The sequence below is a fragment of the Microbacterium sp. SLBN-154 genome (genome assembly GCF_006715565.1).
Classification (GTDB): domain Bacteria; phylum Actinomycetota; class Actinomycetes; order Actinomycetales; family Microbacteriaceae; genus Microbacterium.
Genome location: NZ_VFNL01000001.1, coordinates 1,914,647 through 1,941,583, shown reverse-complemented (window position 1 = coordinate 1,941,583; position 26,937 = coordinate 1,914,647). Strand labels below are relative to the sequence as shown.

General features: G+C 68.7%; 23 protein-coding genes. 7 read left to right on the top strand and 16 right to left on the bottom strand.

The features are described 5' to 3' along the window. The first annotated feature begins 36 nt into the window (after positions 1–36). Genes tkt through pgl form a run of 6 tightly spaced genes read left to right on the top strand, consistent with a single transcriptional unit; the run spans position 37 to position 8,258 of the window. Entirely contained in the window at positions 37–2,142 is a 2,106-nt protein-coding gene (gene tkt / locus FBY40_RS09430) for a transketolase (RefSeq protein ID WP_141938240.1), read from the top strand. A 50-nt stretch (positions 2,143–2,192) separates the two neighbouring features. Continuing rightward, positions 2,193–3,323, top strand: a complete 1,131-nt coding sequence (tal, locus tag FBY40_RS09425; protein WP_141938238.1) for a transaldolase — start codon at positions 2,193–2,195, stop codon at positions 3,321–3,323. After that, positions 3,320–4,942 (top strand): glucose-6-phosphate isomerase, encoded by a 1,623-nt coding sequence (locus tag FBY40_RS09420; RefSeq protein ID WP_141938236.1) that lies wholly within the window; start codon positions 3,320–3,322, stop codon positions 4,940–4,942. The genes tal and FBY40_RS09420 overlap by 4 nt, the downstream gene beginning before the upstream one ends. 7 nt (positions 4,943–4,949) lie before the next feature. Continuing rightward, positions 4,950–6,542, top strand: coding sequence for a glucose-6-phosphate dehydrogenase (gene zwf, locus FBY40_RS09415; RefSeq protein WP_141938234.1), 1,593 nt, complete (start codon positions 4,950–4,952; stop codon positions 6,540–6,542). Beyond that, the gene (locus FBY40_RS09410; RefSeq protein ID WP_141938232.1) at positions 6,539–7,492 is read left to right on the top strand and encodes a glucose-6-phosphate dehydrogenase assembly protein OpcA; all 954 of its coding nucleotides are present in this window, start codon (positions 6,539–6,541) and stop codon (positions 7,490–7,492) included. The genes zwf and FBY40_RS09410 overlap by 4 nt, the downstream gene beginning before the upstream one ends. Next, the gene (gene pgl, locus FBY40_RS09405) at positions 7,485–8,258 is read left to right on the top strand and encodes a 6-phosphogluconolactonase (RefSeq protein WP_141938230.1); all 774 of its coding nucleotides are present in this window, start codon (positions 7,485–7,487) and stop codon (positions 8,256–8,258) included. The genes FBY40_RS09410 and pgl overlap by 8 nt, the downstream gene beginning before the upstream one ends. Positions 8,259–8,286: 28 nt before the next feature. Here pgl and FBY40_RS09400 read toward each other — a convergent pair whose 3' ends face one another. The 14 genes from FBY40_RS09400 to coaE form a co-directional block, all read right to left on the bottom strand. Continuing rightward, positions 8,287–8,640 (bottom strand): RNA polymerase-binding protein RbpA, encoded by a 354-nt coding sequence (locus FBY40_RS09400; protein ID WP_141938228.1) that lies wholly within the window; start codon positions 8,638–8,640, stop codon positions 8,287–8,289. Between the two features lie 3 nt (positions 8,641–8,643). Continuing rightward, positions 8,644–8,892, bottom strand: a complete 249-nt coding sequence (secG, locus tag FBY40_RS09395; RefSeq protein WP_124293074.1) for a preprotein translocase subunit SecG — start codon at positions 8,890–8,892, stop codon at positions 8,644–8,646. Positions 8,893–8,965: 73 nt separating this feature from the next. Next, a complete protein-coding gene (tpiA, locus tag FBY40_RS09390) occupies positions 8,966–9,784 on the bottom strand; it encodes a triose-phosphate isomerase (protein ID WP_141938226.1) in 819 nt (272 codons plus the stop codon). Next, positions 9,772–10,989, bottom strand: coding sequence for a phosphoglycerate kinase (locus tag FBY40_RS09385; RefSeq protein ID WP_141938224.1), 1,218 nt, complete (start codon positions 10,987–10,989; stop codon positions 9,772–9,774). The genes tpiA and FBY40_RS09385 overlap by 13 nt, the downstream gene beginning before the upstream one ends. A gap of 8 nt (positions 10,990–10,997) precedes the next feature. Then, positions 10,998–12,008, bottom strand: coding sequence for a type I glyceraldehyde-3-phosphate dehydrogenase (gap, locus tag FBY40_RS09380; RefSeq protein WP_141938223.1), 1,011 nt, complete (start codon positions 12,006–12,008; stop codon positions 10,998–11,000). 111 nt (positions 12,009–12,119) lie between these two features. After that, positions 12,120–12,746 (bottom strand): superoxide dismutase, encoded by a 627-nt coding sequence (locus FBY40_RS09375; protein WP_124293070.1) that lies wholly within the window; start codon positions 12,744–12,746, stop codon positions 12,120–12,122. 119 nt (positions 12,747–12,865) lie between these two features. Then, positions 12,866–13,843, bottom strand: coding sequence for a DNA-binding protein WhiA (gene whiA / locus FBY40_RS09370; protein WP_124293069.1), 978 nt, complete (start codon positions 13,841–13,843; stop codon positions 12,866–12,868). Positions 13,844–13,917: 74 nt separating this feature from the next. Further along, complete coding sequence (gene rapZ / locus FBY40_RS09365; RefSeq protein WP_442922859.1) at positions 13,918–14,829, bottom strand: RNase adapter RapZ; 912 nt, start codon at positions 14,827–14,829, stop codon at positions 13,918–13,920. Continuing rightward, positions 14,822–16,732: an excinuclease ABC subunit UvrC gene (uvrC, locus tag FBY40_RS09360; protein ID WP_235014745.1), complete on the bottom strand. Its 1,911-nt coding sequence runs from the start codon at positions 16,730–16,732 to the stop codon at positions 14,822–14,824. The genes rapZ and uvrC overlap by 8 nt, the downstream gene beginning before the upstream one ends. 7 nt (positions 16,733–16,739) lie before the next feature. Continuing rightward, positions 16,740–19,694, bottom strand: a complete 2,955-nt coding sequence (gene uvrA, locus FBY40_RS09355; RefSeq protein ID WP_141938221.1) for an excinuclease ABC subunit UvrA — start codon at positions 19,692–19,694, stop codon at positions 16,740–16,742. A 73-nt stretch (positions 19,695–19,767) separates the two neighbouring features. Continuing rightward, positions 19,768–20,205, bottom strand: a complete 438-nt coding sequence (locus tag FBY40_RS09350) for a VOC family protein (protein ID WP_235014743.1) — start codon at positions 20,203–20,205, stop codon at positions 19,768–19,770. Continuing rightward, positions 20,198–22,276, bottom strand: a complete 2,079-nt coding sequence (gene uvrB, locus FBY40_RS09345; RefSeq protein WP_124293067.1) for an excinuclease ABC subunit UvrB — start codon at positions 22,274–22,276, stop codon at positions 20,198–20,200. The genes FBY40_RS09350 and uvrB overlap by 8 nt, the downstream gene beginning before the upstream one ends. Positions 22,277–22,313: 37 nt before the next feature. Further along, entirely contained in the window at positions 22,314–22,922 is a 609-nt protein-coding gene (locus FBY40_RS17320) for a hypothetical protein (RefSeq protein WP_160141383.1), read from the bottom strand. Between the two features lie 40 nt (positions 22,923–22,962). Further along, positions 22,963–23,589, bottom strand: coding sequence for a dephospho-CoA kinase (gene coaE, locus FBY40_RS09335; RefSeq protein WP_141938218.1), 627 nt, complete (start codon positions 23,587–23,589; stop codon positions 22,963–22,965). Positions 23,590–23,698: 109 nt separating this feature from the next. On the opposite strand from coaE, the gene FBY40_RS09330 reads away from it, so the two are divergent. Further along, entirely contained in the window at positions 23,699–24,070 is a 372-nt protein-coding gene (locus FBY40_RS09330) for a response regulator transcription factor (protein ID WP_235014741.1), read from the top strand. A 3-nt stretch (positions 24,071–24,073) separates the two neighbouring features. Here FBY40_RS09330 and FBY40_RS09325 read toward each other — a convergent pair whose 3' ends face one another. Beyond that, complete coding sequence (locus FBY40_RS09325; RefSeq protein WP_141938215.1) at positions 24,074–25,252, bottom strand: hypothetical protein; 1,179 nt, start codon at positions 25,250–25,252, stop codon at positions 24,074–24,076. Continuing rightward, on the bottom strand, positions 25,252–26,937 hold the full coding sequence (locus FBY40_RS09320; protein WP_141938214.1) for a sensor histidine kinase: 1,686 nt from the start codon (positions 26,935–26,937) through the stop codon (positions 25,252–25,254). The genes FBY40_RS09325 and FBY40_RS09320 overlap by 1 nt, the downstream gene beginning before the upstream one ends.

Sequence of the window (26,937 nt, the reverse complement as noted above, 5' to 3'; positions counted from 1 at the left end):
TGGCGTCGGGACGCACCTTCGAGAAAGGCGGCCCGGGTGTCGGCACTGCGGTGGGAAGAGATCGATCGACGCGCGGTGGACACCGCCCGAGTCCTGGCGGCGGACGCCGTGGAGAAGGTCGGAAACGGTCATCCCGGCACCGCGATGAGCCTGGCCCCGGCGGCGTACCTGCTGTACCAGCGGGTGATGAACCACGACCCGGCCGAGACGCACTGGCCGGGCCGTGACCGCTTCATCCTCTCCGCCGGCCACAGCTCGCTGACGCAGTACGTGCAGCTGTACCTCGGCGGTTTCGGGCTCGAGCTCGACGATCTGAAGGCGCTGCGGACCTGGGGGTCGAAGACCCCGGGTCACCCCGAGTTCGGTCACACCGACGGCGTGGAGATCACCACGGGTCCGCTCGGACAGGGCCTGGCCTCTTCGGTCGGCTTCGCCTATGCGCAGCGCTTCGAGCGCGGGCTGTTCGACCCCGAGACCCCGGCGGGCGAATCCCCCTTCGACCACCACATCTACGTCATCGCCTCCGATGGAGACCTGCAGGAGGGCGTCACATCCGAGGCGTCGTCGCTGGCGGGGCACCAGAACCTCGGCAACCTGGTCGTCATCTACGACTCCAACCAGATCTCGATCGAGGACGACACCAACGTCGCTTTCACCGAAGACGTAGCGAAGCGCTACGAGTCATACGGATGGCACGTGCAGACGGTCGACTGGAAGAAGACCGGACAGTACGTCGAAGACGCCGCCGCGCTCTACGACGCGATCGAGCAGGCCAAGGGCGAGACCGACCGACCGTCGATCATCATCCTGAAGACCATCATCGGCTGGCCCTCCCCCGGCAAGCAGAACACCGGCAAGATCCACGGCTCGGCCCTCGGCGCCGACGAACTGCGCGCCACCAAGGAGGTGCTCGGCTGGAACCCGGACGAGACGTTCGAGGTGCCCGACGACGTGCTCACCCACACCCGCTCGCTGCGAGAGCGCGGCGCCGCGGCGCGCACCGCGTGGCAGGAGAAGTTCGACGCCTGGGCCGCAGCCCACCCCGAGCGCAAGGCCCTCTGGGACCGCATCCAGGCGCGGGAGCTCCCCGGTGACATCCGCGACGCTCTGCCGGTGTTCGCCGCCGGCAAGGACGTCTCCACCCGCGCGGCCTCCGGTCAGGTCATCAACGCCCTGGCCGCACAGCTCCCCGAGCTCTGGGGCGGCTCCGCCGACCTCGCCGAGTCGAACCTCACGACGATCAAGGACGCCAAGTCCTTCATCCCCGAGGTCTGGTCCACGCACGAGTGGTCGGGCGACCCGTACGGCCGTGTACTGCACTTCGGAATCCGCGAGCACGCGATGGGCGCGATCATCAACGGCATCGTGCTCCACGGTCCGACCCGCGCCTTCGGCGGGACGTTCCTCATCTTCAGCGACTACATGCGCCCGTCGGTGCGCCTGGCCGCCCTGATGAACATCCCGTCGCTGTTCGTGTGGACCCACGACTCCGTCGCGCTCGGCGAGGACGGTCCCACGCACCAGCCGATCGAGCAGCTCGCCGCGCTGCGCGCCATCCCCAACTTCACCCTGGTCCGCCCGGCCGACGCCAACGAGACCGCCGTGGTGTGGCTGGAGCTGCTGCGTCGCCACGCCGGCCCTGCGGGCCTCGCACTGACCCGTCAGAACATCCCGGTGTTCGAGCGTGGGGAGGGCGAAGCCTCGGGCGACACCCTCGCCTCGGCCGACGGCGCCGCACGCGGCGCGTACGTCTTGGCCGATGCTCCTGACGGACGCCCCGACGTGATCCTGATCGCGACGGGCTCCGAGGTGCAGCTGGCCGTGGCTGCGCGCGAGACGCTGCGTGGCGAGGGCGTGAACGCCCGCGTCGTGTCGGCTCCGTCGCTGGAGTGGTTCGCCGAGCAGGACGAGGCCTACCGCGAATCGGTGCTCCCCTCCGCCGTGACCGCTCGGGTCTCGGTCGAGGCGGGCATCGCCCTGCCCTGGCGCGGCATCGTCGGCGATCGTGGGCGCTCGGTGTCGATCGAGCACTTCGGCGCGTCGGCGGACTACAAGACGCTGTTCGAGAAATTCGGCATCACCGCCGAGGCCGTCGTCGAGGCGGCCCGTGAGACCATCGCGGCCGCGGCCGCCGCCCACTGATCCACCGAGCCACCGCGCTCTTGAGCCCCCGAGGCACTGAGGAGATCCTGATGACCACCCCCACCGCACGTCTTGTCGAAGAGGGCGTCAGCATCTGGCTGGACGACCTGTCCCGCCAGCGCATCGAATCCGGCAACCTGGCCGGTCTGATCGAGAGCCGCAACGTCAGCGGCGTCACCACCAATCCGACGATCTTCGCCGGCGCCCTCGCCAAGGGCGAGGACTACGAGGCGCAGGTCACGGCGCTCTCCGACGACGGGGCGGACGTCGACCGCACCATCTTCGAGATCACGACGGATGACGTCCGCTCGGCCGCCGACATCCTGCGGCCGGTCTTCGACGCCACCGACGGGGTCGACGGCCGCGTCTCGATCGAGGTCTCCCCCGACCTCGCGCACGACACCGCTGCGACGGTGGCAGAGGCCAAGAAGCTGTGGGACCGGGTGGACCGCCCCAACGTCCACATCAAGATCCCCGCGACCCTCGCGGGTCTTCCCGCGATCACCGAGGTGCTCGCGGAGGGGATCTCGGTCAACGTCACCCTGATCTTCAGCCTGGAGCGCTACGCCGCCGTCATCGACGCCTACCTCTCGGGTATCGAGAAGGCACGGGAGGCCGGGCACGACATCTCCGCCATCCACTCCGTCGCGTCGTTCTTCGTGTCGCGCGTGGACACCGAGGTCGACAAGCGCCTCGAGTCGATCGGCACCGATGAGGCGCGGGCGCTGAAGTCCCGAGCCGGCGTGGCCAACGCGCGACTGGCGTACGAACTGTACGAGCGGGAGTTCGCGACCGATCGCGCGACCGCGCTCCTCGAGGCGGGAGCCCGCGTCCAGCGTCCCCTCTGGGCGTCGACGGGCGTCAAGGATCCGGCCCTCCCCGACACCCTTTACGTGACCGAGCTCGTCGCGCCCGGCACCGTGAACACGATGCCGGAGAAGACGCTCGAGGCCACCTTCGACCACGGCGAGGTGACCGGCGACACCGTCACCGGCAACTACGCCGACGCGCACGCGGTCTTCGATCAGCTGAAGGCCGTCGGCGTCGACTTCGACGACGTCACCGATGTTCTGGAGAAGGAGGGCGTGGAGAAGTTCATCGCCTCCTGGCACGAGCTGCAGGGAACGGTGGCGGCGGCTCTCGAGGCGGCGCCCGCCAGCGTCGAGGAGGCGGCTCAGTGAGCTTCGACATCCACCTCTCGGGGCGTGTCAAGTCCGTCGTCGACGAGACGCTCCCGGGCCTGGTCGCCAGCCTGGTCGCGTCGGGGATCACCGCCGGCGATGCGTCGCTGTGGGGTCCGGATGCGGAGTCCGAGGCATCCAAGCGCCTCGGCTGGGTGCAGGCGGTATCGGTGTCGCGTCCGCTCGTCGCCGAGATCACAGCCCTTCGCGACGAGCTGCGCTCGCGGGGAGTCACCCGCGTGGTGCTCGCGGGAATGGGCGGCTCCTCCCTCGCCCCCGAGGTGATCGCGCAGACCTCGGGGGTCCCCCTGGTGATCCTCGACTCCACCGCCCCCGGCCAGGTTCTCGCGGCGCTCGACGGCGACAGCGAGGCCGGCGGCCTCTCGCAGACCGTGCTCGTGGTGTCCTCGAAGTCGGGGTCGACGGTCGAGACCGACTCGGCCAAGCGCACCTTCGAGGCAGCCTTCCGCGACCTCGGGATCGACCCGACCGAGCGGATCGTCATCGTCACCGATCCCGGATCGCCGCTGGATCAGTCCGGGCGCGCCGAGGGCTACCGCGTCTTCAACGCCGACCCCGAGGTCGGTGGTCGCTACTCGGCACTGACCGCCTTCGGCCTCGTGCCGGCGGGGCTGGCGGGCGTGGACATCGGCGAGCTGCTCGACGAAGCCGAGGCCACGCTCCTCGAAGTCGCCGTCGACAGTCCCGAGAATCCCGCGCTCATCCTGGCCGCGGCGATCGCCGGGGGAACCCCGCGACGCGACAAGCTGGGCCTGGTCACCGACGGAACCCACATCGTCGGACTCCCCGACTGGATCGAACAGCTCATCGCCGAATCGACCGGCAAGCAGGGCACCGGCATCCTCCCGGTCGTCCTCCTCCCCGTCTCGCCTGAGCTCGACTCCCGACCCGACGACCTGCAGATCGTGCGCCTGGTCGACGAGGCCGGCACCTTCCACCTGCGTGAGCGTCACGAGGGCGAGATCCTCGTCAGCGGTTCGCTCGGCGCGCAGTTCATGGTGTGGGAGTACGCCACGGCGATCGCGGGACGGATGCTGGGGATCAACCCCTTCGACCAGCCTGATGTGGAGTCGGCCAAGACCGCCGCCCGCGGTCTGCTCGACGCACGCCCGGAGCCTTCGGCACCCGCCTTCACCCTGGACGGCGTGGAGGTGCGGGTCTCCGACCCCGCGCTCGCGGCATCCGGAACGGTCGCCGGCGTGCTCGATGCCCTGTGGGCGCAGCTTCCCGCCGATGGCTACGTCTCCATTCAGGCGTACGTCAACCGACTCGACCTGCCGCAGCTGCAGGGTCTCCGCGAGCTGGTCGCCGCCGACTCCGGTCGCCCGACCACTTTCGGCTGGGGTCCGCGGTTCCTGCACTCGACCGGTCAGTACCACAAGGGCGGGCCCGCGACGGGGGTGTACCTGCAGATCCTCGAGCAGACCGATGTCGACCTCGAGATCCCCGGCCGCCCCTTCACCTTCGGCCAGCTGATCCAGGCACAGGCCGCCGGTGACGCGAGCGTGCTGGCCGACGGTCACGGCCGCCCGGTCGTGACGCTCACGCTGACCGACCCGCAGGCCGAGGTCCTCTCCCTGTTCGAAGCCGCCCAGTAGGACGTTCATGACCGACGAGATCCCCGGATCGAGCAGCGGCGCAGCAGCGTCGGGTGTCGAGATCTCCCGCGGAAGCAATCCCCTCCGCGACCCTGAAGACCGGCGCTTGAACCGCATCGCGGGGCCGAGCGCCCTGGTGATCTTCGGTGTGACCGGCGACCTCTCCCGCAAGAAGCTGATGCCCGCGGTCTACGACCTCGCGAACCGCGGGCTCCTGCCTCCGGGGTTCGCGCTGGTCGGTTTCGCCCGCCGCGACTGGGAGGACCAGGACTTCGCCCAGGTCGTCTACGACGCCGTGCGCGCGAACGCCCGGACGGAATTCCGTGAGGAGACCTGGGCGCAGCTGCTGGAAGGCATCCGGTTCGTCTCGGGCGAGTTCGGCGACGCCGACGCGTTCCGTCGCCTGCGTGAGACGGTGGATCAGCTCGATGCCGAGCGTGGAACCATGGGCAATCATGCGTTCTACCTCTCGATCCCGCCGAAGGATTTCCCGGTCGTCGCCGAGCAGCTGAAGGCATCGGGACTCGTCGACGACACCGCCGACCGCCCCGAGCGGTGGCGGCGCGTGGTGATCGAGAAGCCCTTCGGACACGATCTGGCCTCGGCTCAGGCTCTCAACGACGCATTGCGGAGCGCGTTTCCGACCGACTCGATCTTCCGGATCGACCACTACCTCGGCAAGGAGACGGTCCAGAACATCCTGGCCCTGCGTTTCGCCAACGAGCTGTACGAGCCCATCTGGAATCGCAACTACGTCGACCACGTGCAGATCACCATGGCCGAAGACATCGGTGTGGGCGGTCGCGCCGGCTACTACGACGGGATCGGCGCAGCGCGCGACGTCATCCAGAACCACCTCCTGCAGCTCCTCGCGCTCACCGCGATGGAAGAGCCGATCTCGTTCGACGCCCAGCATCTGCGCGCGGAGAAGGAGAAGGTGCTCGCCGCGGTGACCCTGCCCGAAGACCTGGCCCGCTCCACCGCGCGCGGTCAGTACGCCGGCGGCTGGCAGGGTGGCGAACGGGTCCTGGGATTCCTGGAGGAAGAGGGGATGAACCCCGAGTCCACCACCGAGACCTACGCCGCCATCACCCTCGAGGTCAACACGCGCCGGTGGGCGGGGGTGCCGTTCTACCTGCGTACCGGGAAACGTCTCGGGCGCCGCGTCACGGAGATCGCGGTGGTGTTCAAACGCGCACCCGAACTGCTGTTCTCGCGCAACCAGACCTCGGGTCTCGGCCAGAACGCCCTGGTGATCCGGGTGCAGCCCGATGAGGGCGTGACCATCCGGTTCGGGTCGAAGGTGCCGGGCGCGGGCCTGCAGGTCCGAGACGTCACGATGGACTTCGGCTACGGCCACGCCTTCACCGAGGCGAGCCCCGAGGCGTACGAACGCCTCATCCTCGACGTCCTGCTGGGTGACCCGCCGCTGTTCCCTCGGCACGAGGAAGTGGAACTGTCGTGGCGGATCCTCGATCCCATCGAACAGTTCTGGGCCGCCCAGGAGGGACCGCTCGAGCAGTATTCCCCGGGCTCATGGGGCCCGGAATCCGCCGAGGCGATGCTCGCCCGCGACGGCCGCACCTGGAGGCGTCCATGATCGTCGACCTGCCCGACACCACCGTCAGCAAGATCTCGCGCGCCCTCGTCAACGTCCGGGAGGAGGGCGGCGCGGTCGCCCTCGGACGCGTCCTGACCCTCATCATCGTCACCCGCCAGGGAGCTCAGGAAGACGTCATCGACGTCGCCAATGCCGCCTCGCGTGAGCATCCGATGCGCGTCATCGTCGTGATGACGAATGGTGAAGACTCCCCGCCGCGGCTGGACGCGCAGATCCGCGTCGGCGGCGATGCCGGTGCCAGCGAGGTCGTGACCCTGCATGCCCTCGGCGAGGCGGGCTCGACGAACCTCGAGAGTCTCGTCACGGGGCTGCTTCTCCCGGACGCGCCGGTCGTGGTGTGGTGGCCGGATGACACCCCGGACATCCCCTCGCAGACCTCGATCGGAAAGATCGCTCAGCGACGCATCACCGATGCGGCAACCAAGCCCGATCCGTCGGCGTGGGTCGCCTCCCTCGGCGAGAAGTACCGGCCAGGGGACACCGACCTCGCGTGGACCCGCCTCACCCGCTGGCGGGAACAGCTGGCGGCGATCCTCGATCAGCCGCCGTTCGAGACCGTCACGAGCATCACCGTCCGTGGCGCGTCAGACTCGCCTTCTACGGCGCTCCTCGCCGCATGGCTGCGTCTCGCCCTCGATGTGCCCGTCGACTGGGGCTACCTCCCCACCGCGGAGTGGCCGCACGGCATCAAGTCGGTGACCCTCGTGCGTGAAAGCGGTGATGTCGTCCTGGAGCGACCGAGTCCCGCCGTGGCGCTGCTCACACAGCCTGGTCAGCCCCAGCACGATCTCGCGTTCCCCCGGCGGAGCCTCCGGGAGTGCCTCGCCGAGGAGCTGCGCCGCCTGGACCCCGATGTCCTGTACGGTCGAGTGATCACCGAGGGCTGGGCGCTTCTCGATCCGCCTACGACGCAGGAGACACATGACTGATTCGTCCGGCGAGAAGCGCGTCGTCATCACCTCCGACGCTGCCGCGCTGGCCGACTCCGTCGCCGAGCGTTTCCTCACCCGGGTAGCGAAGAAGTCGGCGTCCCGAGATGTCCATGTCGCCCTGACGGGCGGTGTCAGCGGCGCCGCCGTGCTGCGTGCCGCCGCTGCGAAGGCTCTCCGGTACCCGATCGACTGGACGCGGGTGCACTTCTGGTGGAGCGACGAGCGTTTCGTGCGACGGTTCCACCCCGAGCGCAACGAGCGTCAGAGCAGGGAGGCTCTGCTGAACGCTCTCCCGGGTGCGCACGTCCACGCCGCTCCGGCCAGCGACGAGGGTCTGGACCTCGACGAAGCGGCCGCGGCGTATGCCGCCGAGCTCGCGCGGTACGGCACGTCGGATCATCCGCAGTGGCCGACCTTCGACATCAGCTTCCTCGGCGTCGGACCCGACGGTCACATCGCATCGCTCTTCCCCGACCGCCCCGAGATCCTCGTCACCGACGCATCGGTGGTCGCCGTGCGCGACTCGCCCAAGCCGCCGTCGCAGCGGCTCACCTTCACCCGGCCGGTGATCAACTCGTCACAGCGGGTCTGGCTCGTGCTGTCGGGCGCTGACAAGGCGTCCGCGCTCGGTCTCGCCCTCGCAGGGGCGAGCTACCCCAGCGTCCCCGCCGCGGGTGCGAAGGGCACCCGGCGCACGGTGTTCTTCGTCGACCAGGCAGCCGCTGCCCAGGTGCCGCCCGAGCTGATCGACCAGGACTACTGAGAGTCCCGGCACCGCCGCCGGCGCAGGTCTACTGGCCGCGACGCTCGCGGAGCTGGTTCAGCGCGTCTTCGAGGAGGGCGTCGGCCTCTTCCTCGGTGCGACGCTCCTTCACATACGCCAGGTGCGTCTTGTACGGCTCGGTCTTGGCCACCGCCGGCGGGTTCTCGCGGTCACGCCCGGCCGGAAGACCGGAGTGCGGCGAGTCGATCGTCTCGGGGATCTCCTCGTCGGGGATTCCGGCGGCGAAGTATCGAACCGTCTCGTTGCCCAGCGCGTCCCAGTACGAAACGGCGATGCGCTCTGCGTGATAACCGTGATCCTGCTCGCCCATCGGGCCGGCACCGACTCGGGTGCCGCGGATCGCATTTCCTCCGGTTGCCATGTCTTACAGTCCCTGGAACTTGGTGATGAGGCCGAGGGCCACGATGGAGGCGAACCACGCCAGAGCGAGGACCACCGTGAAGCGGTTCAAGTTGCGCTCGGCGAGTCCCGACGATCCCAGAGCCGAGGTCATCCCTCCCCCGAACATATCGGAGAGCCCCCCACCGCGTCCCTTGTGAAGGAGGATGAGGAGGGTCAGCAGGAGGCTCGTGATGCCGAGGAGCACCTGCAGGACGAACTCGAGGATCTGCACAGTCGTAGTGGCCTTTCAGCGCGGTCCGGGCGAACCGCACAGGGGTCAAGTATAGGTCGGGTTGCCGCCGGGGTCAGACTCCGACGTGCTTCTGATACCGGATGATGGCGGCGAACTCATCCACGACGAGGCTGGCACCGCCGACGAGCGCACCGTCCACGTCCGGCTCGCGCATGAAGCGGGCGATGTTGCCGGACTTGACCGACCCGCCGTAGAGCACGCGCGTGCGCAGCGCCGCCTCCTCTCCGAGCGATGCGCCGACCACGGCGCGGAGCTTCGCGCAGACCTCCTGGGCCTGGTCGGGAGTCGCCGCCTGGCCGGATCCGATCGCCCAGACGGGCTCGTACGCCACGACGACCTCGCTCCCCTGAGCGAGACCCGCGAGCGCCTTCTCCAACTGCGCCACCGGAACGGCGCTGGCACCGTGCGTCTCGAGATCCTCCGCCGTCTCACCGACGCAGATGACGGGCACGAGCCCGTGACGCAGGGCCGCGGCCACCTTCGAGGCGACGACCTCGTCCGTCTCGCCGTGGTATTGACGACGCTCCGAGTGACCGATGATGACGTACCGGCACTCGAGCTTCGCCAGGAACGCACCCGAGATCTCGCCCGTGTAGGCGCCGGAGTCGTGTGCGGAGAGGTCCTGGGCGCCGAGGGCGAACGGGATCTTGTCGGCATCGACGAGCGTCTGCACCGTACGGAGGTCGGTGAAGGGCGGGAACAGGCCCACTTCGACGCTGCCTGTCTCGTGACCGGCGTCTTTGAGGCTCCAGTGCAGCTTCTGCACGAAGGCGACCGCCTGCAGGTGGTCGAGGTTCATCTTCCAGTTACCGGCGACGAACGGGGTGCGCCTGGTCTGCGACACAGCCGAATCGGTCGTCACGCCTGCCATCCGAGGACCTCCAGTCCGGGGAGTTTCTTTCCCTCGAGGAATTCGAGGCTCGCGCCACCTCCGGTGGAGATGTGGCCGAATCGGTCGTCGGCGAAGCCGAGCTGCCGCACCGCCGCGGCCGAGTCGCCGCCCCCGACCACGCTGAGTCCGGAGACCTTGGTCAGCGCCTCGGCGACACGGCGGGTGCCGGCGGCGAAGGCGGGCATCTCGAACACGCCCATCGGGCCGTTCCAGAAGACCGTGCGGCTGTCGGCGACGAGGTCGGCGAAGAGCGCGGCGGTGTCGGGGCCGATGTCCAGGCCCAGACCATCGGCACCGAACGGCGTCTCCTCCAAAGCCGATACGGGTGCGACGACGTGGTCGGCGTCGGCGGCGAACGAGGCCGCGACCACCGCATCGACCGGCAGCACGAGCTCGACGCCGCGGGTACGGGCGTCCTCGACGTAGCGGCGGACGGTGTCGAGCTGGTCCTCCTCGAGGAGGCTCTTGCCCACCGGGTGACCCTCGGCGGCCAGGAAGGTGAACATCATCCCCCCGCCGACCAGGAGCCGGTCCACCCGCGGCAGGAGATGCTCGATGACGCCCAGCTTGTCGCTGACCTTCGAGCCGCCGAGGACGACCGTGTACGGCCGCTCGGGATTCTCGGTGAGGCGGTCGAGGACGTCGAGCTCCTTCTCGATGAGGAGCCCCGCTGCCGAGGGCAGCAGGTCCGCGACATCGAACACGCTGGCCTGCTTGCGATGCACGACGCCGAACCCGTCGGAGACGAAGGCGTCGGCGAGGTCGGCGAGCTGCGCGGCGAAGGCGCGACGCTCTGCGTCATCCTTCGCCGTCTCTCCCGGCTGGAAACGCAGGTTCTCCAGCACCGCCACGTCGCCGTCGTCCAGGGCGGCGACCGCCTCGTGAGCCGACTCCCCCACGGTGTCGCGTGCGAAGGCGACGGGCTTGCCGAGCAGCTCCGACAGGCGCTGGGCCACAGGCGCCAGGCTGTACTTCTCGTCGGGAGCGCCGTCGGGACGGCCGAGGTGCGAGCAGACCACCACGCGGGCACCCTGATCGATGAGCGCGTTCACGGTGGGAAGCGAGGCGCGCACGCGGCCGTCGTCGGTGATGCGACCGTCCCGCAGGGGGACGTTCAGATCACAGCGGACGAGGACGCGCTTACCGGCCAGCGGGCCGAGGGACCCGAGGGTACGCAGAGCCATCCGTCGACTCAGAGACGCTCGGCCACGTACTCGGTGAGGTCAACCAGTCGGTTGGAGTAGCCCCACTCGTTGTCGTACCAGGCCGACACCTTCACCAGGTTGCCGCTGACGTTGGTCAGCTCCGCGTCGAAGATCGACGAGTGCGGGTTGCCCTGGATGTCGCTGGAGACGATCGGGTCCTCCGTGTATTCCAGGATTCCCTCGAGGCGCCCCTCGGCAGCCGCTGCCTTGTAGGCGGCGTTGATCTGGTCGACCGTGAGCCCCTCGGTGGGGGTGACGATCGTCAGGTCGACGATGGAGCCGGTGGGGACGGGAACACGGTAGGACGAGCCGCTCAGCTTGCCGTTGAGCTCGGGCAGGACCAGGCCGATGGCCTTGGCCGCTCCGGTCGAGGCGGGGACGATGTTGATGGCGGCACCTCGAGCGCGCCGCAGGTCGCCGTGCGGGCCGTCCTGGAGGTTCTGGTCCGCGGTGTAGGCGTGCGCGGTCATCATGAAGCCGCGCTCGATGCCGAATGCGTCATTGAAGACCTTCGCCAGCGGCGCAAGACAGTTGGTGGTGCACGAGGCGTTAGAGATGATGACGTCCGAGGCGGGATCGTAGGTCTCTTCGTTCACACCCATGACGATGGTGGCGTCGTCACCGGTGGCGGGAGCCGAGATGAGGACCTTCTTGGCGCCGCCGGCGATGTGCTTCTTGGCGTCCTCGGCCTTGGTGAAGCGTCCGGTGGACTCGATGACGATGTCGACGCCCAGCTCGCCCCACGGCAGGTTGGCGGGGTCGCGCTCCTCGAAGACCTTGATGGTCTTGTCGCCGACGGTGATGGAATCCTCGGTGTACGAGACCTCGGCGTCGAGCACCCCGCCGACGGAGTCGTACTTCAGCAGGTGCGCGAGGGTCTTGTTGTCGGTGAGGTCGTTGACCGCGACGATGTCGATGTCAGCGCCCTGCGCGAGGGCCGCGCGAAGGTAGTTGCGTCCGATGCGGCCGAAGCCGTTGATTCCGATCTTGACAGCCACGAGAGAGGACTCCTGATGTGTCGTGCGCGCGAGCGCGAGGGGTTGCGAAGGTGAGGAAAGGAATGGAACAACGGCGTCCCAGCGGGCGATCCCGCTGGGACGCCGCGCTTGCTATGACAGTACCAGCAGGCCCGAGGTCTTCTCACGGGCGGCGTCGAGGCGCTGGGCGACGTTCTGCCAGTTGGCGATGTTCCACACTGCCTTGACGTAGTCGGCCTTGACATTGAGATAGTCGAGGTAGAAGGCGTGCTCCCACATGTCCAGCTGGAAGATCGGCACCGTCCCCTGGGCGGTGTTGGCCTGCTGATCGAACAGCTGCTGGATGATCAGCTGCTCGCCGATCGGGTCCCAGCTGAGGACGGCCCAGCCCGAGCCCTGGATGCCGGTCGCGGCGGCGGTGAAGTGCGCCTGGAACTTCTCGAACGAGCCGAAGAACTCCGCGATCGCGGCCGCGAGCTCGCCCTCGGGCTGTCCGCCGCCCTCCGGCGAGAGGTTGGTCCAGAAGATGGAGTGGTTGACGTGGCCGCCGAGGTTGAACGCCAGATCCTTTTCGAGCTTGTTCACATTCGCGAGGTTGCCGCTCTCGCGCGCCTCGGCGAGCTGCTCCAGCGCCGTGTTCGCACCGGTGACGTACGCCTGGTGGTGCTTGTCGTGATGCAGCTGCATGATCTTGCCGCTGATGTGCGGCTCCAGCGCGGCGTAGTCGTAGGGGAGGTCGGGCAAGGTGTACTTCGCCATATTCTCTTCTTCCTATCGGCGCGCGCCGAGGCTCCCCGGCGCAGCGAGGGTGACGGGTTTCATCCTACTGAGACCCAACAATCGGTCTCCGGGCTTGTTCCCCGCGACGAGACGTTGTATCAGTCGTCCACGCCGGCCGGAACCGCCGACTCGGTGCCGGGGATCCCGTCCGTCTCGGCCTTCTTGTCCGCCATGGCGAGCAGACGACGGATGCGGCCGGCGACGGCGTCCTTGGTCAGCGGCGGGTCGGCGTGGTGACCGAGCTCGTCGAGGCTGGCGTCACGGTGCGCGAGACGGAGCTCGCCGGCCTGACGCAGGTGCTCCGGAACCTCGTCGCCGAGGATCTCCAGCGCCCGCTCGACACGGGCACACGCGGCGACGGCAGCCTGCGCCGAGCGGCGGAGGTTGGCGTCGTCGAAGTTCACCAGGCGATTGACCCCGGCCCGCACCTCACGGCGCTGACGGAGCTGATCCCACTGCGCCGCCGCCCGCGCGGCGCCCATCTCGGCCAGGGCGACGCGGATGCCCTCCCCCTCACGGACGACCACACGGGGGATGCCGCGGACTTCGCGCGCCTTCGCCGGGATGCCCAATCGATGAGCGGCGCCCACGAGCGCCATGGCGGCCTCCGAGGCGGGGCAGCTGATCTCCAGCGCCGCCGAGCGGCCCGGCTCGCTGAGCGCACCGGCGCCGAGGAAGGCGCCGCGCCAGATGGCCGCGAGGTCGGGGCGGGCGCCGGTGGTGAGCCTGTTCGGGAGACCGCGGACGGGGCGGCGTCGCTGGTCGAGCAGGCCGGTCTGGCGCGCGAGCGTCTCGCCGCCTTCGATCACCCGCACGGCGTAGTGGCTGCCGTTTCGCGCTCCCGAGCCGTGCACGTGGACGAGTTCGGGGCGGACGCCGTAGAGCTCGACCAGATCCCTGGCCACGCGACGCGCGAGGGCTTCGGTGTCGACCTCGGCTTCGACCGCCACTCGGTTGGCGATGGAGTGCAGACCGCCCGCGAACCTCAGCAGCGACGTCAGTTCGGCCACTCGTGCCGTCGGCCGCGGGTCGCGGACAGCGGTCAATTCGGCCTTCACCTCAGCGGTCAGCGACACGGGACTCCTCAGCATGGGTCGGAACGACGCTCCAGCCTACTCGGGCGCCCCGCCGCCCACGACCACGGCTCCGGCTACTCGCGCCCCAGGTCGCGATCCTTCACGCGTACGGCGATACCGGGCACCTCGCCCAATCGTGCGGCGAGTTCGCGGGCCATCACCACCGACCGGTGCTTTCCGCCGGTGCAGCCGATCGCCACGACGGAGTGCCGCTTGTTCTCGCGCTGATAGCCCTCGAGCACCGGCCGGAGCGCGGCGGCGTAGGCGTCGATGAACGTCACGGCGCCCTCCTGTTCGAGGACGTAGTCACGCACACCCTCGTCCACGCCCGTGAGCGGCCGCAGCTGATCGTTCCAGAAGGGGTTGGGCAGGAAGCGCATGTCGGCGACGAGGTCGGCGTCGGGGGGAAGACCGTACTTGAATCCGAAGCTCATGACGGTCACCACGTGCCGCGCGGCACCCTCCTCGGAGAAGAGGTCGACCATATGGGTCGCCAGCTGGTGGACGTTGAACTGCGAGGTGTCGATGATGAGGTCGGCGTTCTCACGGATGGCGGCCAGTCGCTGCCGTTCGCGCCGGATCCCATCGAGGATCGTGCCCTCACCCTGCAGCGGATGCGGACGACGTACGGCTTCGAAGCGACGCACGAGCACCTCGTCGGAGGCGTCGAGGAAGAGCACGCGCAGCTGGCGCCGGTCGCGGAGGTCGTGCAGGGCCTGCGGGAGTTCGGCGAAGAGATTGCGCCCGCGGACGTCGACGACCACCGCCACCTTGGGCAGCGCGTGGGCAGCGAGCTCCGTCAGATCGAGCAGCGGCTTCAGCATCTGCGGGGGCAGATTGTCCACCACGTACCACTCGAGGTCTTCGAGGGCGTTCGCCGCAGTGGATCGGCCCGCGCCGGACATCCCCGAGACGATGAGCATCTCACCGGGCGTCGTCTGTTCGTCGGCCATGCCCTCCCCCGTCGTCTGCTCCAGGTTACCCATCCGCGAGGTGGTCGACGATCGCGGCGGCGAGCTTCGGCCCCACACCGGGGAGCTCGGCGATCTCGTCGGGTGTCGCCTTCTTCAGCGCGGTCACCGACCCGAAGTGGCGGAGAAGGGCGCGGATGCGAGCCTCTCCGAGGCCGGGTACCTCGGTCAGCACAGATTGGATGTCGCGACGACGGCGGTTGCGCTGATGCCTGATCGCGAATCGATGGGCTTCGTCGCGCAGGCGCTGGAGGAGATAGAGCGCCTCGCTGGTGCGCGGCAGGATGACGGGGAAGTCGTCGCCGGGCAGCCACACCTCCTCGAGCCGCTTGGCGATTCCCGCCAGAGCGATCTCGGAGTGTCCGGCGTCGGCGAGGGCCCGGGCGGCTGCCGCGACCTGCGGCTGGCCACCGTCGACGAGAAGAAGCTGGGGCGGATAGGCGAAGCGGGGCCGTTTGCGCGCGACCACGCCCTCTTCCGTCGTCTCCTCCTGTTCCTCCGGTCGATCGAGGTAGGCCAGCCGGCGTGTCAGCACCTGATGCAGCGAGTCCGTGTCATCCGAGGTCTGCTCCACTTTGAAGGACCGGTACTGATCCTTGCGCGGCAGTCCGTCTTCGAAGACGACCATCGACGCGACGACATTCGTCCCACCGAGATGGGAGACGTCGTAGCACTCGATCCGCAGAGGCGCTTCCTCCAGGCCCAGCGCCTCCTGCAGATCGGTCAGCGCCTGGGTGCGAGCGACGTAGTCACTCGTGCGGCGGGTCTTGTGGAGCATGAGCGCCTGCTGGGCGTTCAGCGTCGCGGTTTTCATCAGCTCCGCCTTCTGGCCCCGCTGGGCGACACCGATCGAGACCTTCTTGCCGCGCCTGGCGCGGAGCCACTCCTCCAGTTCCTGGGCGTCATCGGGCAGCTCGGGAACGAGCACCTGACGGGGGATGTCGGCCGCCGCGGCGTCGCCGTAGGTGCGCTGGAGCACCTGGTCGACGAGGTCGGCCCCGGAGATGTCGATCTCCTTCTCGATGGTCGTCGCACGCACACCGCGCACCCGGCCGCCGCGGACGACGAAGTGCTGGACGGCGGCGGCGAGCTCGTCCTCGGCGATGCCGAAGAGATCGGCGTCGGTGTCGGAGGGCAGTACGAGGGCGCTGCGCTTGAGGACCGCGTCGATGGCCTGGAGCTTGTCTCGGTACACCGCCGCGGATTCATAATCCATCGCCGCCGAGGCCTCGTTCATCCGGGCGGTCATCTCGCGGGTGAAGCGCTGGTCTCCGCCCGCCATGAAGGCGATGAAATCGTCGACGACGGCGCGGTGCTCTTCGATCGTCACCTTCATCGAACACGGTCCGCCGCAGCGGCCGATCTGACCGGGGAAGCACGGGCGCCCCGAAGCCATCGCCTTCTTGTACGACGCGTCGCTGCACGTACGGATCGGGAAGACCTTGATGAGCAGATCGATCGTGTCGTGGACCGCCCACACCTTCGGGTACGGGCCGAAGTACTTCGCCCCCGCGATGCGGTGGTTGCGGGTCACCATGACGCGCGGCGCCTCGTCGCCCAGCGTGATGGCCATGAACGGGTAGGACTTGTCGTCGCGGTAGCGGACGTTGAAGGGCGGATCGAACTCCTTGATCCACTGGTACTCCAGCTGCAGGGAATCGACGTCGGTGGCCACCACCGTCCACTCCACCGACGTCGCGGTGGTCACCATTCGTCGCGTGCGCTCGTGAAGGGTGTGCAGCGGAGCGAAGTAGTTCGACAGGCGGGCGCGGAGGTTCTTCGCCTTGCCGACGTAGAGCACACGACCCTGCGCATCGCGGAATCGGTAGACGCCCGGATTGGTGGGGATCTCACCGGCCTTGGGCCGGTAGGACAGCTGCGGTCGGCCCCGTCGGGGGGCGCGTTCGGTGGTCGTCACGGCCGACTCAGCCGGCCTTGCGGACCGCCGACTCGCCGAGCACCTCGGCCAGGAAGGCGCCGGTGTGGCTCTCCTCGACGCGCGCGACCTGCTCGGGTGTGCCCGTGGCGATCACCTGGCCCCCGCCCGATCCGCCCTCGGGTCCGAGGTCGATCACCCAGTCGGCCGACTTGATGACATCGAGGTTGTGCTCGATGACGATGACCGAATTCCCCTTGTCGACCAGCCCGTTCAGCACCTCGAGCAATCGACGCACGTCTTCGAAGTGCAGCCCCGTCGTCGGCTCGTCGAGGACATAGATGCTGCGGCCGTTCGAGCGCCTCTGCAGCTCCGTCGCGAGCTTGACGCGCTGCGCTTCGCCCCCGGAGAGGGTCGTCGCCGACTGTCCCAGCCTGACGTAGCCCAGGCCGACGTCGACGAGGGTCTTCAAGTAGCGGTGGATGGCCTGGATGGGCTCGAAGAATTCCGCGGCCTCGGAGATCGGCATCTCGAGGACTTCGGCGATGTTCTTGCCCTTGTAGTGCACCGAGAGGGTGTCGCGGTTGTACCGCTTGCCGTGGCAGACCTCGCAGTCGACGTAGACGTCGGGGAGGAAGTTCATCTCGATCTTGATGGTGCCGTCTCCCGAGCACGCCTCGCAGCGGCCGCCCTTGACGTTGAAGCTGAACCGGCCCGGCTGGTAGCCCCGGGCCTTGGCTTCCGGGGTCTCGCTGAAGAGCGTGCGGATCCGGTCGAACACGCCCGTGTAGGTCGCGGGGTTCGAGCGAGGCGTACGGCCGATGGGTGCCTGATCGACGTGGACGACCTTGTCGAGGTTGTCCAGACCCGTCACCCGCGTGTGCTTGCCCGGCACGGTGCGCGCACCGTTGAGCCGCGAGGCCAGGACCTGATACAGGATGTCGTTCACCAGTGACGACTTGCCCGAACCGCTGACCCCGGTCACGGCCGTGAGCACACCGAGGGGGAAGTCGACCGTGACGTTGCGGAGGTTGTTGGCCCGGGCGCCCACGACGCTGATCTTGCGCGAGCGATCGATCCGGCGCCGCTTCTTGGGCGTCGGGATCGCGCGCCGACCGGAGAGATAGTCGCCGGTGATCGACTGCGGGTCGGCCAGGAGCGCATCGAGCGGTCCGGAGTGCACCACCTCGCCGCCGTCGACGCCGGCGCGCGGACCGATGTCGACGATCCAGTCCGCGGCGTGGATCGTCTCCTCGTCGTGCTCGACGACGATCAGGGTGTTGCCGAGGTCGCGCAGCTTGACCAGGGTCTCGATCAGGCGACGGTTGTCACGCTGGTGCAGGCCGATGGAGGGCTCGTCGAGGACGTAGAGCACGCCGGTGAGGCCCGAGCCGATCTGCGTCGCGAGGCGGATGCGCTGCGCCTCTCCCCCCGACAGCGAACCGGCCGAACGACTGAGGTTGAGGTAGTTCAGCCCCACCTGGATGAGGAAGTCGAGCCGGAGGCGGATCTCGCGCAGCACCTGCGCGGCGATCTTGGCTTCTCGCGGGGTGAGCTCGAGGTCGGCGAAGAACGCGTGGGCGTCACCCAAGCTCAGCCGTGAGGCCTCCGCGATGGAATGTCCGTGCACCTGCACCGCCAGCACCTCGGGCTTCAGCCGCGCGCCGTCGCAGACCGGGCAGGGGACCTCTCGGAGGAACTCCGCCCACCGCTGCCGCTGTGTGTCGGACTCGGCCTGGAGATACTGTCGCTCGATGTAGGGGACGACGCCCTCGAAGCCCGAGGAGTACCGCATCTCCCGCCCGTACCGGTTCTTCCACCGGACGGTGACCTTGTAGTTCTCGCCGCGCAGGACTGCGTCCTTGATGTCGGCGGGGAGCTTGCGCCACGGGGTGTCGAGCGAGAAGTCCAGGTCGCGGGCCAGCCCCTCCAACAGCCGCTCGTAGTACTGGAAGAGCCCCTTGCCCTGTGTCGTCCACGGGATCAGCACGCCGTCGCGGATCGAGAGGTCCTCGTCGCCGATCATGAGCTCGACGTCCACCGACATGCGGGTGCCGAGACCCGAGCAGGCGGGACAGGCGCCGAACGGAGCGTTGAAGGAGAACGTGCGCGGTTCGATCTCGGTGAGTTGCAGCGGATGCCCGTTCGGGCACGCCAGCTTCTCGGAGAAGGACTGCCAGGCCTCATCGCCCTCGCGGTCGACGAAATTGACCTGCATGACTCCGCCGGCCAGGCCCAGTGCCGTCTCCACCGAGTCGGTGACCCGAGAGAGGATGTCGGGGCTTGCGACCAGGCGGTCGACGACCACCGCGATGTCGTGCTTGTAGCTCTTCTTCAGCGCCGGGGCGTCGGCGAGCTGAACCATGTCGCCGTCGACGATGGCCCGCGAGTAGCCCTTGGCGCTCAACTCCTTGAAGAGGTCGACGAACTCGCCCTTCTTCTGCGAGACCACCGGCGCGACGATCTGATATCGGGTGCGCTCGGGGAGCTCCATCAGCTGATCGGCGATCTGCTGCACGGTCTGCCGTTGGATGATCTCGCCGCACTCGGGGCAGTGCGGTATGCCGATGCGGGCCCACAGCAGACGCATGTAGTCATGGATCTCGGTGATCGTGCCTACCGTCGACCGGGGGTTGCGGTTGGTCGACTTCTGATCGATCGAGACGGCGGGGCTCAAGCCCTCGATGAAGTCCACGTCTGGCCGGTCGACCTGGCCGAGGAACTGGCGGGCGTAGGCGCTCAGCGACTCGACGTATCGGCGCTGACCTTCGGCGAAGATCGTGTCGAAGGCGAGGCTGGATTTCCCCGACCCCGACAGGCCGGTGAAGACGACGAGCGAGTCACGAGGGATGTCGAGGTCGACGTCCTTCAGATTGTGGACGCGCGCGCCTCGGACGCTGAGCTTTCCGGACGACCCGAAAGAGTGATTACCGCCGGATGCGGAGCCGGTCGGAAGGCCTGTGGAAGCTGGAGAACCGGGCAGGGCGACGGGAACGATGGGCACCCGTCAAGTGTAGGTGGGGCCTCCGACATGGAGTCCGGCGTTCGCGCCGAGCGAGAACCTCGGCACGATCCTCTCAGCCGATCGACACCCGCCCCGCGGCGTCGAGCCGCCATCCGGGATTGTGCGCGACCTCCCACGGGTGACCGTCCGGATCGACGAAGACACCCGAATAGCCGCCCCACGTGGTCGGCCCAGCCGGACGACTGATCCGGGCACCCGCGTCCGCGGCCGCGGCGAGAAGGGCGTCGACGGCGGAGACGGAGGACACGTTGTGCGCCAGAGTCACCCCGCCCCATCCGCCGGGGTCGTCCACACCGGAATCCTCGGCGAGCTCTGCCCTCCCCCACAGCGCGAGGACGAACCCGTCGAGCTGGAAGAAGGCGACCACACCGTCGATCGACTGTTCGTGCGGCGACCACCCCAGCGCGCGGTAGAAGGCCAACGCGCGTTCGAGGTCCGCTGCACCCAGAGTGATGAGGCTGACACGCTGTGCCATCCCCACGTCAGGCATGACCGGCGCGCTCCATCGCGCGAAGCTCCTTCTTGAGGTCCTGCACCTCGTCACGCAGGCGCGCCGCGAGCTCGAACTTCAGCTCCCCCGCGGCCGCAAGCATCTGGCCGGAGAGGTCGGCGATCGTGGCCTCCAACTGCTCGGCACCCTCGGCTGCGATGCCCTCCCGTCGCAGCTGCGGCGTGGGCGACTTGCCCTTCCCCGACTTCACTCGCGCATCCTTGCGGTTCAGCAGGGCTTTGGTGTCGTCCGCCTCGCGAGCGAGCACCTCGGTGATGTCGGCGATCCGCTTGCGCAGGGGCTGCGGATCGATGCCGTGCTCGAGGTTGTACGCGATCTGCTTGTCGCGTCGACGGTTGGTCTCGTCGATGGCGTTCCGCATCGAATCGGTGATGGTGTCGGCATACATGTGCACCTCACCCGAGACATTCCGCGCCGCACGGCCGATGGTCTGGATGAGGGAGGTGCCGGATCGGAGGAAGCCCTCCTTATCGGCATCCAGGATCGATACCAGCGAAACCTCCGGCAGGTCGAGACCCTCGCGAAGCAGGTTGATGCCGACCAGGACGTCGTACACGCCCGCGCGCAGTTCGGTCAGCAGCTCCACCCGTCGCAGGGTGTCGACGTCGGAGTGCAGGTACCGCACGCGCACGCCGTGCTCGCCGAGGAAGTCGGTGAGCTCCTCGGCCATCTTCTTGGTCAGGGTCGTCACCAGCACGCGCTCGTCGCGCTCCACACGCAGGCGGATCTCTTCGAGGAGGTCATCGATCTGGCCCTTCGACGGCTTGACCACGATCTGCGGGTCGATCAGTCCGGTGGGTCGGATGATCTGCTCGACCACCCCGTCGGCGATGCCCATCTCATATCGCCCGGGGGTCGCCGAGAGGTAGACCGTCTGTCCGATGCGCTCCTTGAACTCGTCCCACCGCAGCGGTCGGTTGTCCAGCGCGCTGGGGAGCCGGAACCCGTGCTCCACCAGCGTGCGCTTTCGAGAGGCATCGCCCTCGTACATCGCGCCGATCTGCGGAACGGTCACGTGCGATTCGTCGATGACCATGAGGAAGTCGTCGGGGAAGAAGTCCAGCAGAGTGTGCGGCGGCTCCCCCGGCATCCGTCCGTCCAGATGACGCGAGTAGTTCTCGATACCCGAGCAGAAACCCAGCTGCTGAAGCATCTCGAGGTCAAACGTCGTCCGCATCCGCAGCCGTTGCGCTTCGAGCAGCTTGTTCTGCGACTCCAGCTCCTTCAGGCGCTCGGCGAGCTCGTGCTCGATCGTCCCGATCGCGCGCTGAACGGTCTCCGTGCCCGCGACGTAGTGGGAGGCGGGGAAGATCGGAACCGACTCCATGCGCTGCACGACGTCGCCCGTGAGGGGGTGGAGCATGTACAGCGCCTCGATCTCGTCGCCGAACATCTCGATCCGGATGGCGTACTCCTCGTACACCGGGATGATCTCGATCGTGTCGCCCCGGACGCGGAAGTTCCCTCGTGAGAAGTCCACATCGTTGCGGTTGTACTGCATGGAGATGAATTTGCGGATCAGCGCGTCACGGTCGTAGACCTCGCCCACCTGCAGCGCCACCATCGCACGCAGGTACTCCTCGGGCGCGCCGAGCCCGTAGATGCACGAGACGGTCGAGACCACCACGACGTCACGTCGGGACAGCAGCGAGTTCGTCGTCGAGTGGCGCAGCCGCTCGACTTCGGCGTTGATGGAGGAGTCCTTCTCGATGAAGGTATCGGTCTGCGGCACGTAGGCCTCGGGCTGGTAGTAGTCGTAGTACGACACGAAGTACTCGACCGCGTTGTGGGGCATGAGCTCGCGGAACTCGTTGGCCAGCTGGGCGGCCAGGGTCTTGTTGTGCGCCAGCACCAGGGTGGGCCGCTGCACCGCCTCGATCAGCCACGCGGTGGTGGCGGACTTTCCCGTTCCGGTCGCTCCCAGCAGGACGACGTCGGTTTCGCCGGCGTTGATGCGGGCGGCGAGGTCGGCGATCGCCGACGGCTGGTCGCCGGACGGCTCGTACTCGCTGACGACCTCGAAGGGCCTGACGGATCGTGTGGTCTGCACTGTTCCAGGGTAGGCGCGCCCTCCGACATCCGGTCCGTCAGCCGAAACCGCCGCCGAATCCTCCCGCGTCCATCCCGCCGAAGCCGCCGCCGTCGCCGAACGCGCCGCCGCCGAATCCCCCGTCGCCGCCGTATGCGCCGGCGTCGACGGACGCCGCTGCAGGGTCGACGGTGTCGACGAGCCATCCCGGCTGCTCGGCGAGCATGAGCGATCCCGCACCGACGGTGAAGTAGGCCGTGACCGCCTGTGTCAGGAGGAATTGCTGCGCGACGACCGTCATGACCCCGGCGCTCATCAGGATCGATCGGGGGTCGGCCGCCTGCCGCGGGTCGCCCGTCTCGAGCGTCATCCGATCGTCGGCCTGATCGCTGCGGTACTGCTCGGCACGGCGTACGAGTTTCGCCAGCAGACCCGGCTCAGCCTCGGCATCCCGCCTCTCGTCGTCCCTGAGGAACGGTCGGAGCTCCGCGAGCATTTCTCGCCGGCGCTCGAGGGGAAGGTCGCGGAAGGCCGCGGCGTGCGCGCTCTCGATGACCGATGCCGGCAGCGTGTTGAGCAGGTACACGTAGCGTGAGATCTGCTCCTCCTCGGTGACCGCGCGGTACGGCGCCCTCCGCCGCCGACGGAATCTCCAGAGCACACCCATGTCGGCTCCTCCTGATCGGTAGCGACAGGGTACGCCGAACTCAGCGGCGTCCGGCGTTTTTCTCTGCTATCCGTCGGGGAAGCTCCTGCCAGAGCCGGTCGACCTGGGAGAGCGTGTCCGCCAGCGGCACCGCCGTGTCGACCACAACGTCGGCGAGCGCAAGGCGCTCGTCGTCGGTCACCTGCGCGGCGATCCGGGCGGCCGCGTCCGGCTCCGTGAAGCCCCGGAGGTCGACCAACCGTCGCCGTCGGATCTCCGCGGGCGCGTGGGCGACCACGATCAGATCCCAGGGGTCCGCGGCGCGGGCCTCTGCCAGCAGGGGGACGTCGTAGACGACCACCGCCTCGGGGTCCGCCGTGAACGCCTCGGCGAAGCGTCGGGCCGACTCCGCCCGGACGGCGGGGTGCACGATGGCGTTCATCCGCTCGACCGCCGCGGCATCACCGAAGGTGCGGCCGGCCAGGGCGGCCCGGTCCAGCGATCCGTCCTCGCGGAGGATGTCGTCGCCGAACTCCGCGGCGAGCGCGGTGAGGACGGGGGAGCCCGGCAGCTGGACGTGCCGCACGATCGCGTCGGCGTCGACGACGACGGCCCCGTGGTCGGCGAACCGCCGGGCGATGGTCGACTTCCCCGAGGCGATCCCGCCGGTGAGTGCGAGCAGAGGCATGTTCCGAGCATGCCACGCCGACGTCGTGGGACGCCGGAGGGCTGCGCACTCTAGAATGGGCCGATCGGACGCATCCCCCGAACGCGTCCGAAGCGAGCGAGGCAACGCGGTGCCACAGTCAGCCGTCGTGATCGAAGATGAGGCCGACATCCGGTCGCTCATCTCGCTCGTCCTGGAGTCGGCGGGTTACAACGTCCACGCCGCCGACAACGGCCTGGACGGCGTGGAGCTGGTGCGTCGCGTGTCACCCGAGGTGGTCACCCTCGACATCAGCATGCCCGGGATCGACGGCTATGAGACCGCCCGGCGCATCCGCCGCTTCAGTGACACCCACATCATCATGATCACGGCCTTCGTGCAGGAGTCCGATGCGCAGGAGGGGCTGGACGCCGGCGCCGACGAGTATCTGCGCAAGCCCTTCCGGCCGCGCGAGCTGCGCGCCCGCATCGAGGCGCTGACGACGACCCGCCGACCCGAGTAGGCCTCAGCCGTCGGCGGTGCGCGCGACCACCACGGCCGAGTCGGCGCTGGAGAATCCGCTCACGGCGCTCGTGCGCGCCACCCGAAGAAGCGCTTCAGGCTCGTATCCGACGACCTCTGTCAGGGCGACGCCGACGCCGACGACGGGGAGACCGACGCCCGAAAGCTGACCGAGCGCGTCGAAACTGCCGCGATACAGCGTCATGGCCTCCCGGCGAGCAGTGCTCGGCGAGGACGCGGTCGTGACCAGGGCGATGCCGTCCTCGCCGTCCTCCCCCATCACCGAGAACAGAGGTGCGTGACTGCGGACCGCCTCGCGCCACACCACGATCGCTTCGCGGCGCGCGTCTTCACCGAAGGCGGTGGCGATGTGCGCCAGGTCGTCGAGTCTGACCTCGATCACCGCGAGCGCCACTCCCCGGGCTTCGGCGGTGGTCGTCAGCGAGTCCAGGGCCGCGCGGAGACGCTTCTCGGTGAGGATCCCCGTCACGACATCCTCTGCTCCGGCCAGCGCACGCTGGTGACGCAGCTCCGCCCGTCCGGCGCGGAGCACGGAGGTCACGACCACGGCGACGATCATCAGCAGGACCGTCAGCATGCCCACGACGACGCTGCCGAACCACGTCTGGAAGAACGGGTCGTCCGGGCCGAGCAGAAGGAACGCGACGAGACGGAAGGAGAAGTAGACGGCTTCGATGCCGAACACGGCGCCGAGCACCCACGCCGTCCGCATGCCGCCGAGCGAACCGCGGAAGCACTCGATCCCCGCCGCACCGGCGACGAAGACGAGAGCGGCGAACGTCCACGCCGCCCCCGCCCAGTCGTCGAGGCTGGGCTGTTCGAGCACGGTGGCCACGGCGGTGACCGCGCTGAGCGCGGCGATCACGCCGACGGCCGTCCCGTTTCGTCGACCGTTGTAGAGACGGCAGCCGATCCACATCGCCCCGGTTCCGGCGACGAACGCGGAGTTTCCTGCCACGACCGCCCAGAGGGCGGTGGGATCGGCAGCCCAGGCAAGGTAGAGCAGGGAGGTCAGGATGGCGCCGAGGAATCCCAGCGCCCACGCCCGCCCGGCAGCCTCATCCCGACGAAGCACGGTCTCGAGGAGGAACACCGTCCCCGCGACGAAGACGACGAGGGCGGTCATCACCGCGCTCGTCACCAGATCGAGTTCCGCGAGCATCAGGCCTCTCCCCCTCCACCCGGACGGGTCGCGGGGAGGGTGACGGTGAACGTCGAGCCCACCCCGAGCACACTGCTGACCGTGATGTCTCCGCCGTGTCCGCGAACGATGTCACGACTGATCGCGAGGCCGAGGCCCGTGCCCGACACGGGCGAGGAGCGCACCGCGACACCGCGGTAATAGCGCTGGAAGAGTGCTTCGACGTCATCCTCCGTCATGCCCACGCCGCTGTCCTCGATGACGATCGCGGTCCATCGCCCCGTCGTCGCCGATTGCAGGGACACCCGCCCACCCTCGCGGTTGTATTTGACGGCGTTGGAGAGCAGGTTGTCGATCACCTGGGCGAGCCGACGCGGGTCGACATAGGCGTGCGCCGGACGCAGCCGGGTCGTGTCGATGGTGACGCCGCGCTCGCCCGCGCGAAGCACCAGCGATTCGACGGCAGCGCGGATGACCTCGGAGACCTCCACGACCTCCGGCTGCATGACGAGCTCGACGCGGTCGTCGGCAGCCGCCGATGCCGTCAGGACGTCGGAGACGAGTTCGAGCAGCTGCTCGGCGTTCCGGTCGGCGATCTGGAGGTTCGATCGGATCCGGGACGGTGTCTCGGGGTCGTCGATGGCGAGCTCGATGTAGCCGAGGATCGACGTCAGCGGCGTCCGCAGCTCGTGCGACACCGACGAGATCACCTCGTCGCGCGCCCGTGCCGCGAGCATCTCAACGGTGACGTCGCGGGAGACGACGACCGCCCCGGCATCCCGACCGTCGGAATCGCGCAGTCGTCGTGCGGTGAAGCTCAACGCCCGCTGCAGCCCGCCCGGCGAGCCGAACCACACGCGTTCGTCCTGGAAGACCGCGCCGCGGCGCGCCCGCTCGAGCGGGAGCTCTTCGCGGGGCAGACGGGTCGTGCGATCCATGCGATAGGCCTCGAGTTGGTCCTCCGCCTCGACGTCGGCCAGCACCTGCTGCAGGCGCGCATGGGCGTCGTTGGTCACCGTGATCGCGCCGGTCTCGTCGATGCGGATGATGCCGAAGTCGACGGCGTCGAGCACCTCGGTCACGAGCTGCTCCTGCCGCCGGGCCCGCTCGGCCGACTGCCGCAGCAGCGCGGCCTGCTTGTCCAGCAGCATCCGCTGTGCCGCAGCCCGCCGCGCGGCGACGAAGGAGGTGAGCCCGACGGCGACGAGGACGACGGGAAGGAGGATGGTGCTCAGCAAAGCCCCGGTCGGCGGCCCGATGGCAACGGTGATCCAGTACGTCACGCTGGCCGTGACGACGCCCGAGATGAGGCCCGCGAGTCCGAAGCCGGTCGCCAGCCACATCACCGGGAAGATGAAGAGCAATCCCGTCCCGAGGGCGGGGGCGGCACTCCGGATGACACCGACGGCGACGATGTCGGCCAGCGGGATCGCCATCAGCCACCACGAAGACATGCGGTCCCACGGCACCACGAGGGCGAGTCCGGTGAGGATGAAGATCCCGATCACCCCGGCGAAGAAGACCGGCATGCTCCCGACGAGATCGGTCGCGAGGACGGCGATCGCAACCGCCAGCACGAGGGCGCCGAGGAGGAGCTGGGTGAGAGCGGGCGAACGCCCGCGGGTGCGATCGGCGAGAACGACATCGATCCAGCGGCGCGTATCGGGGGCGGCGGAGGGAACGGATGCGGTGGGGGTGACGTCCAT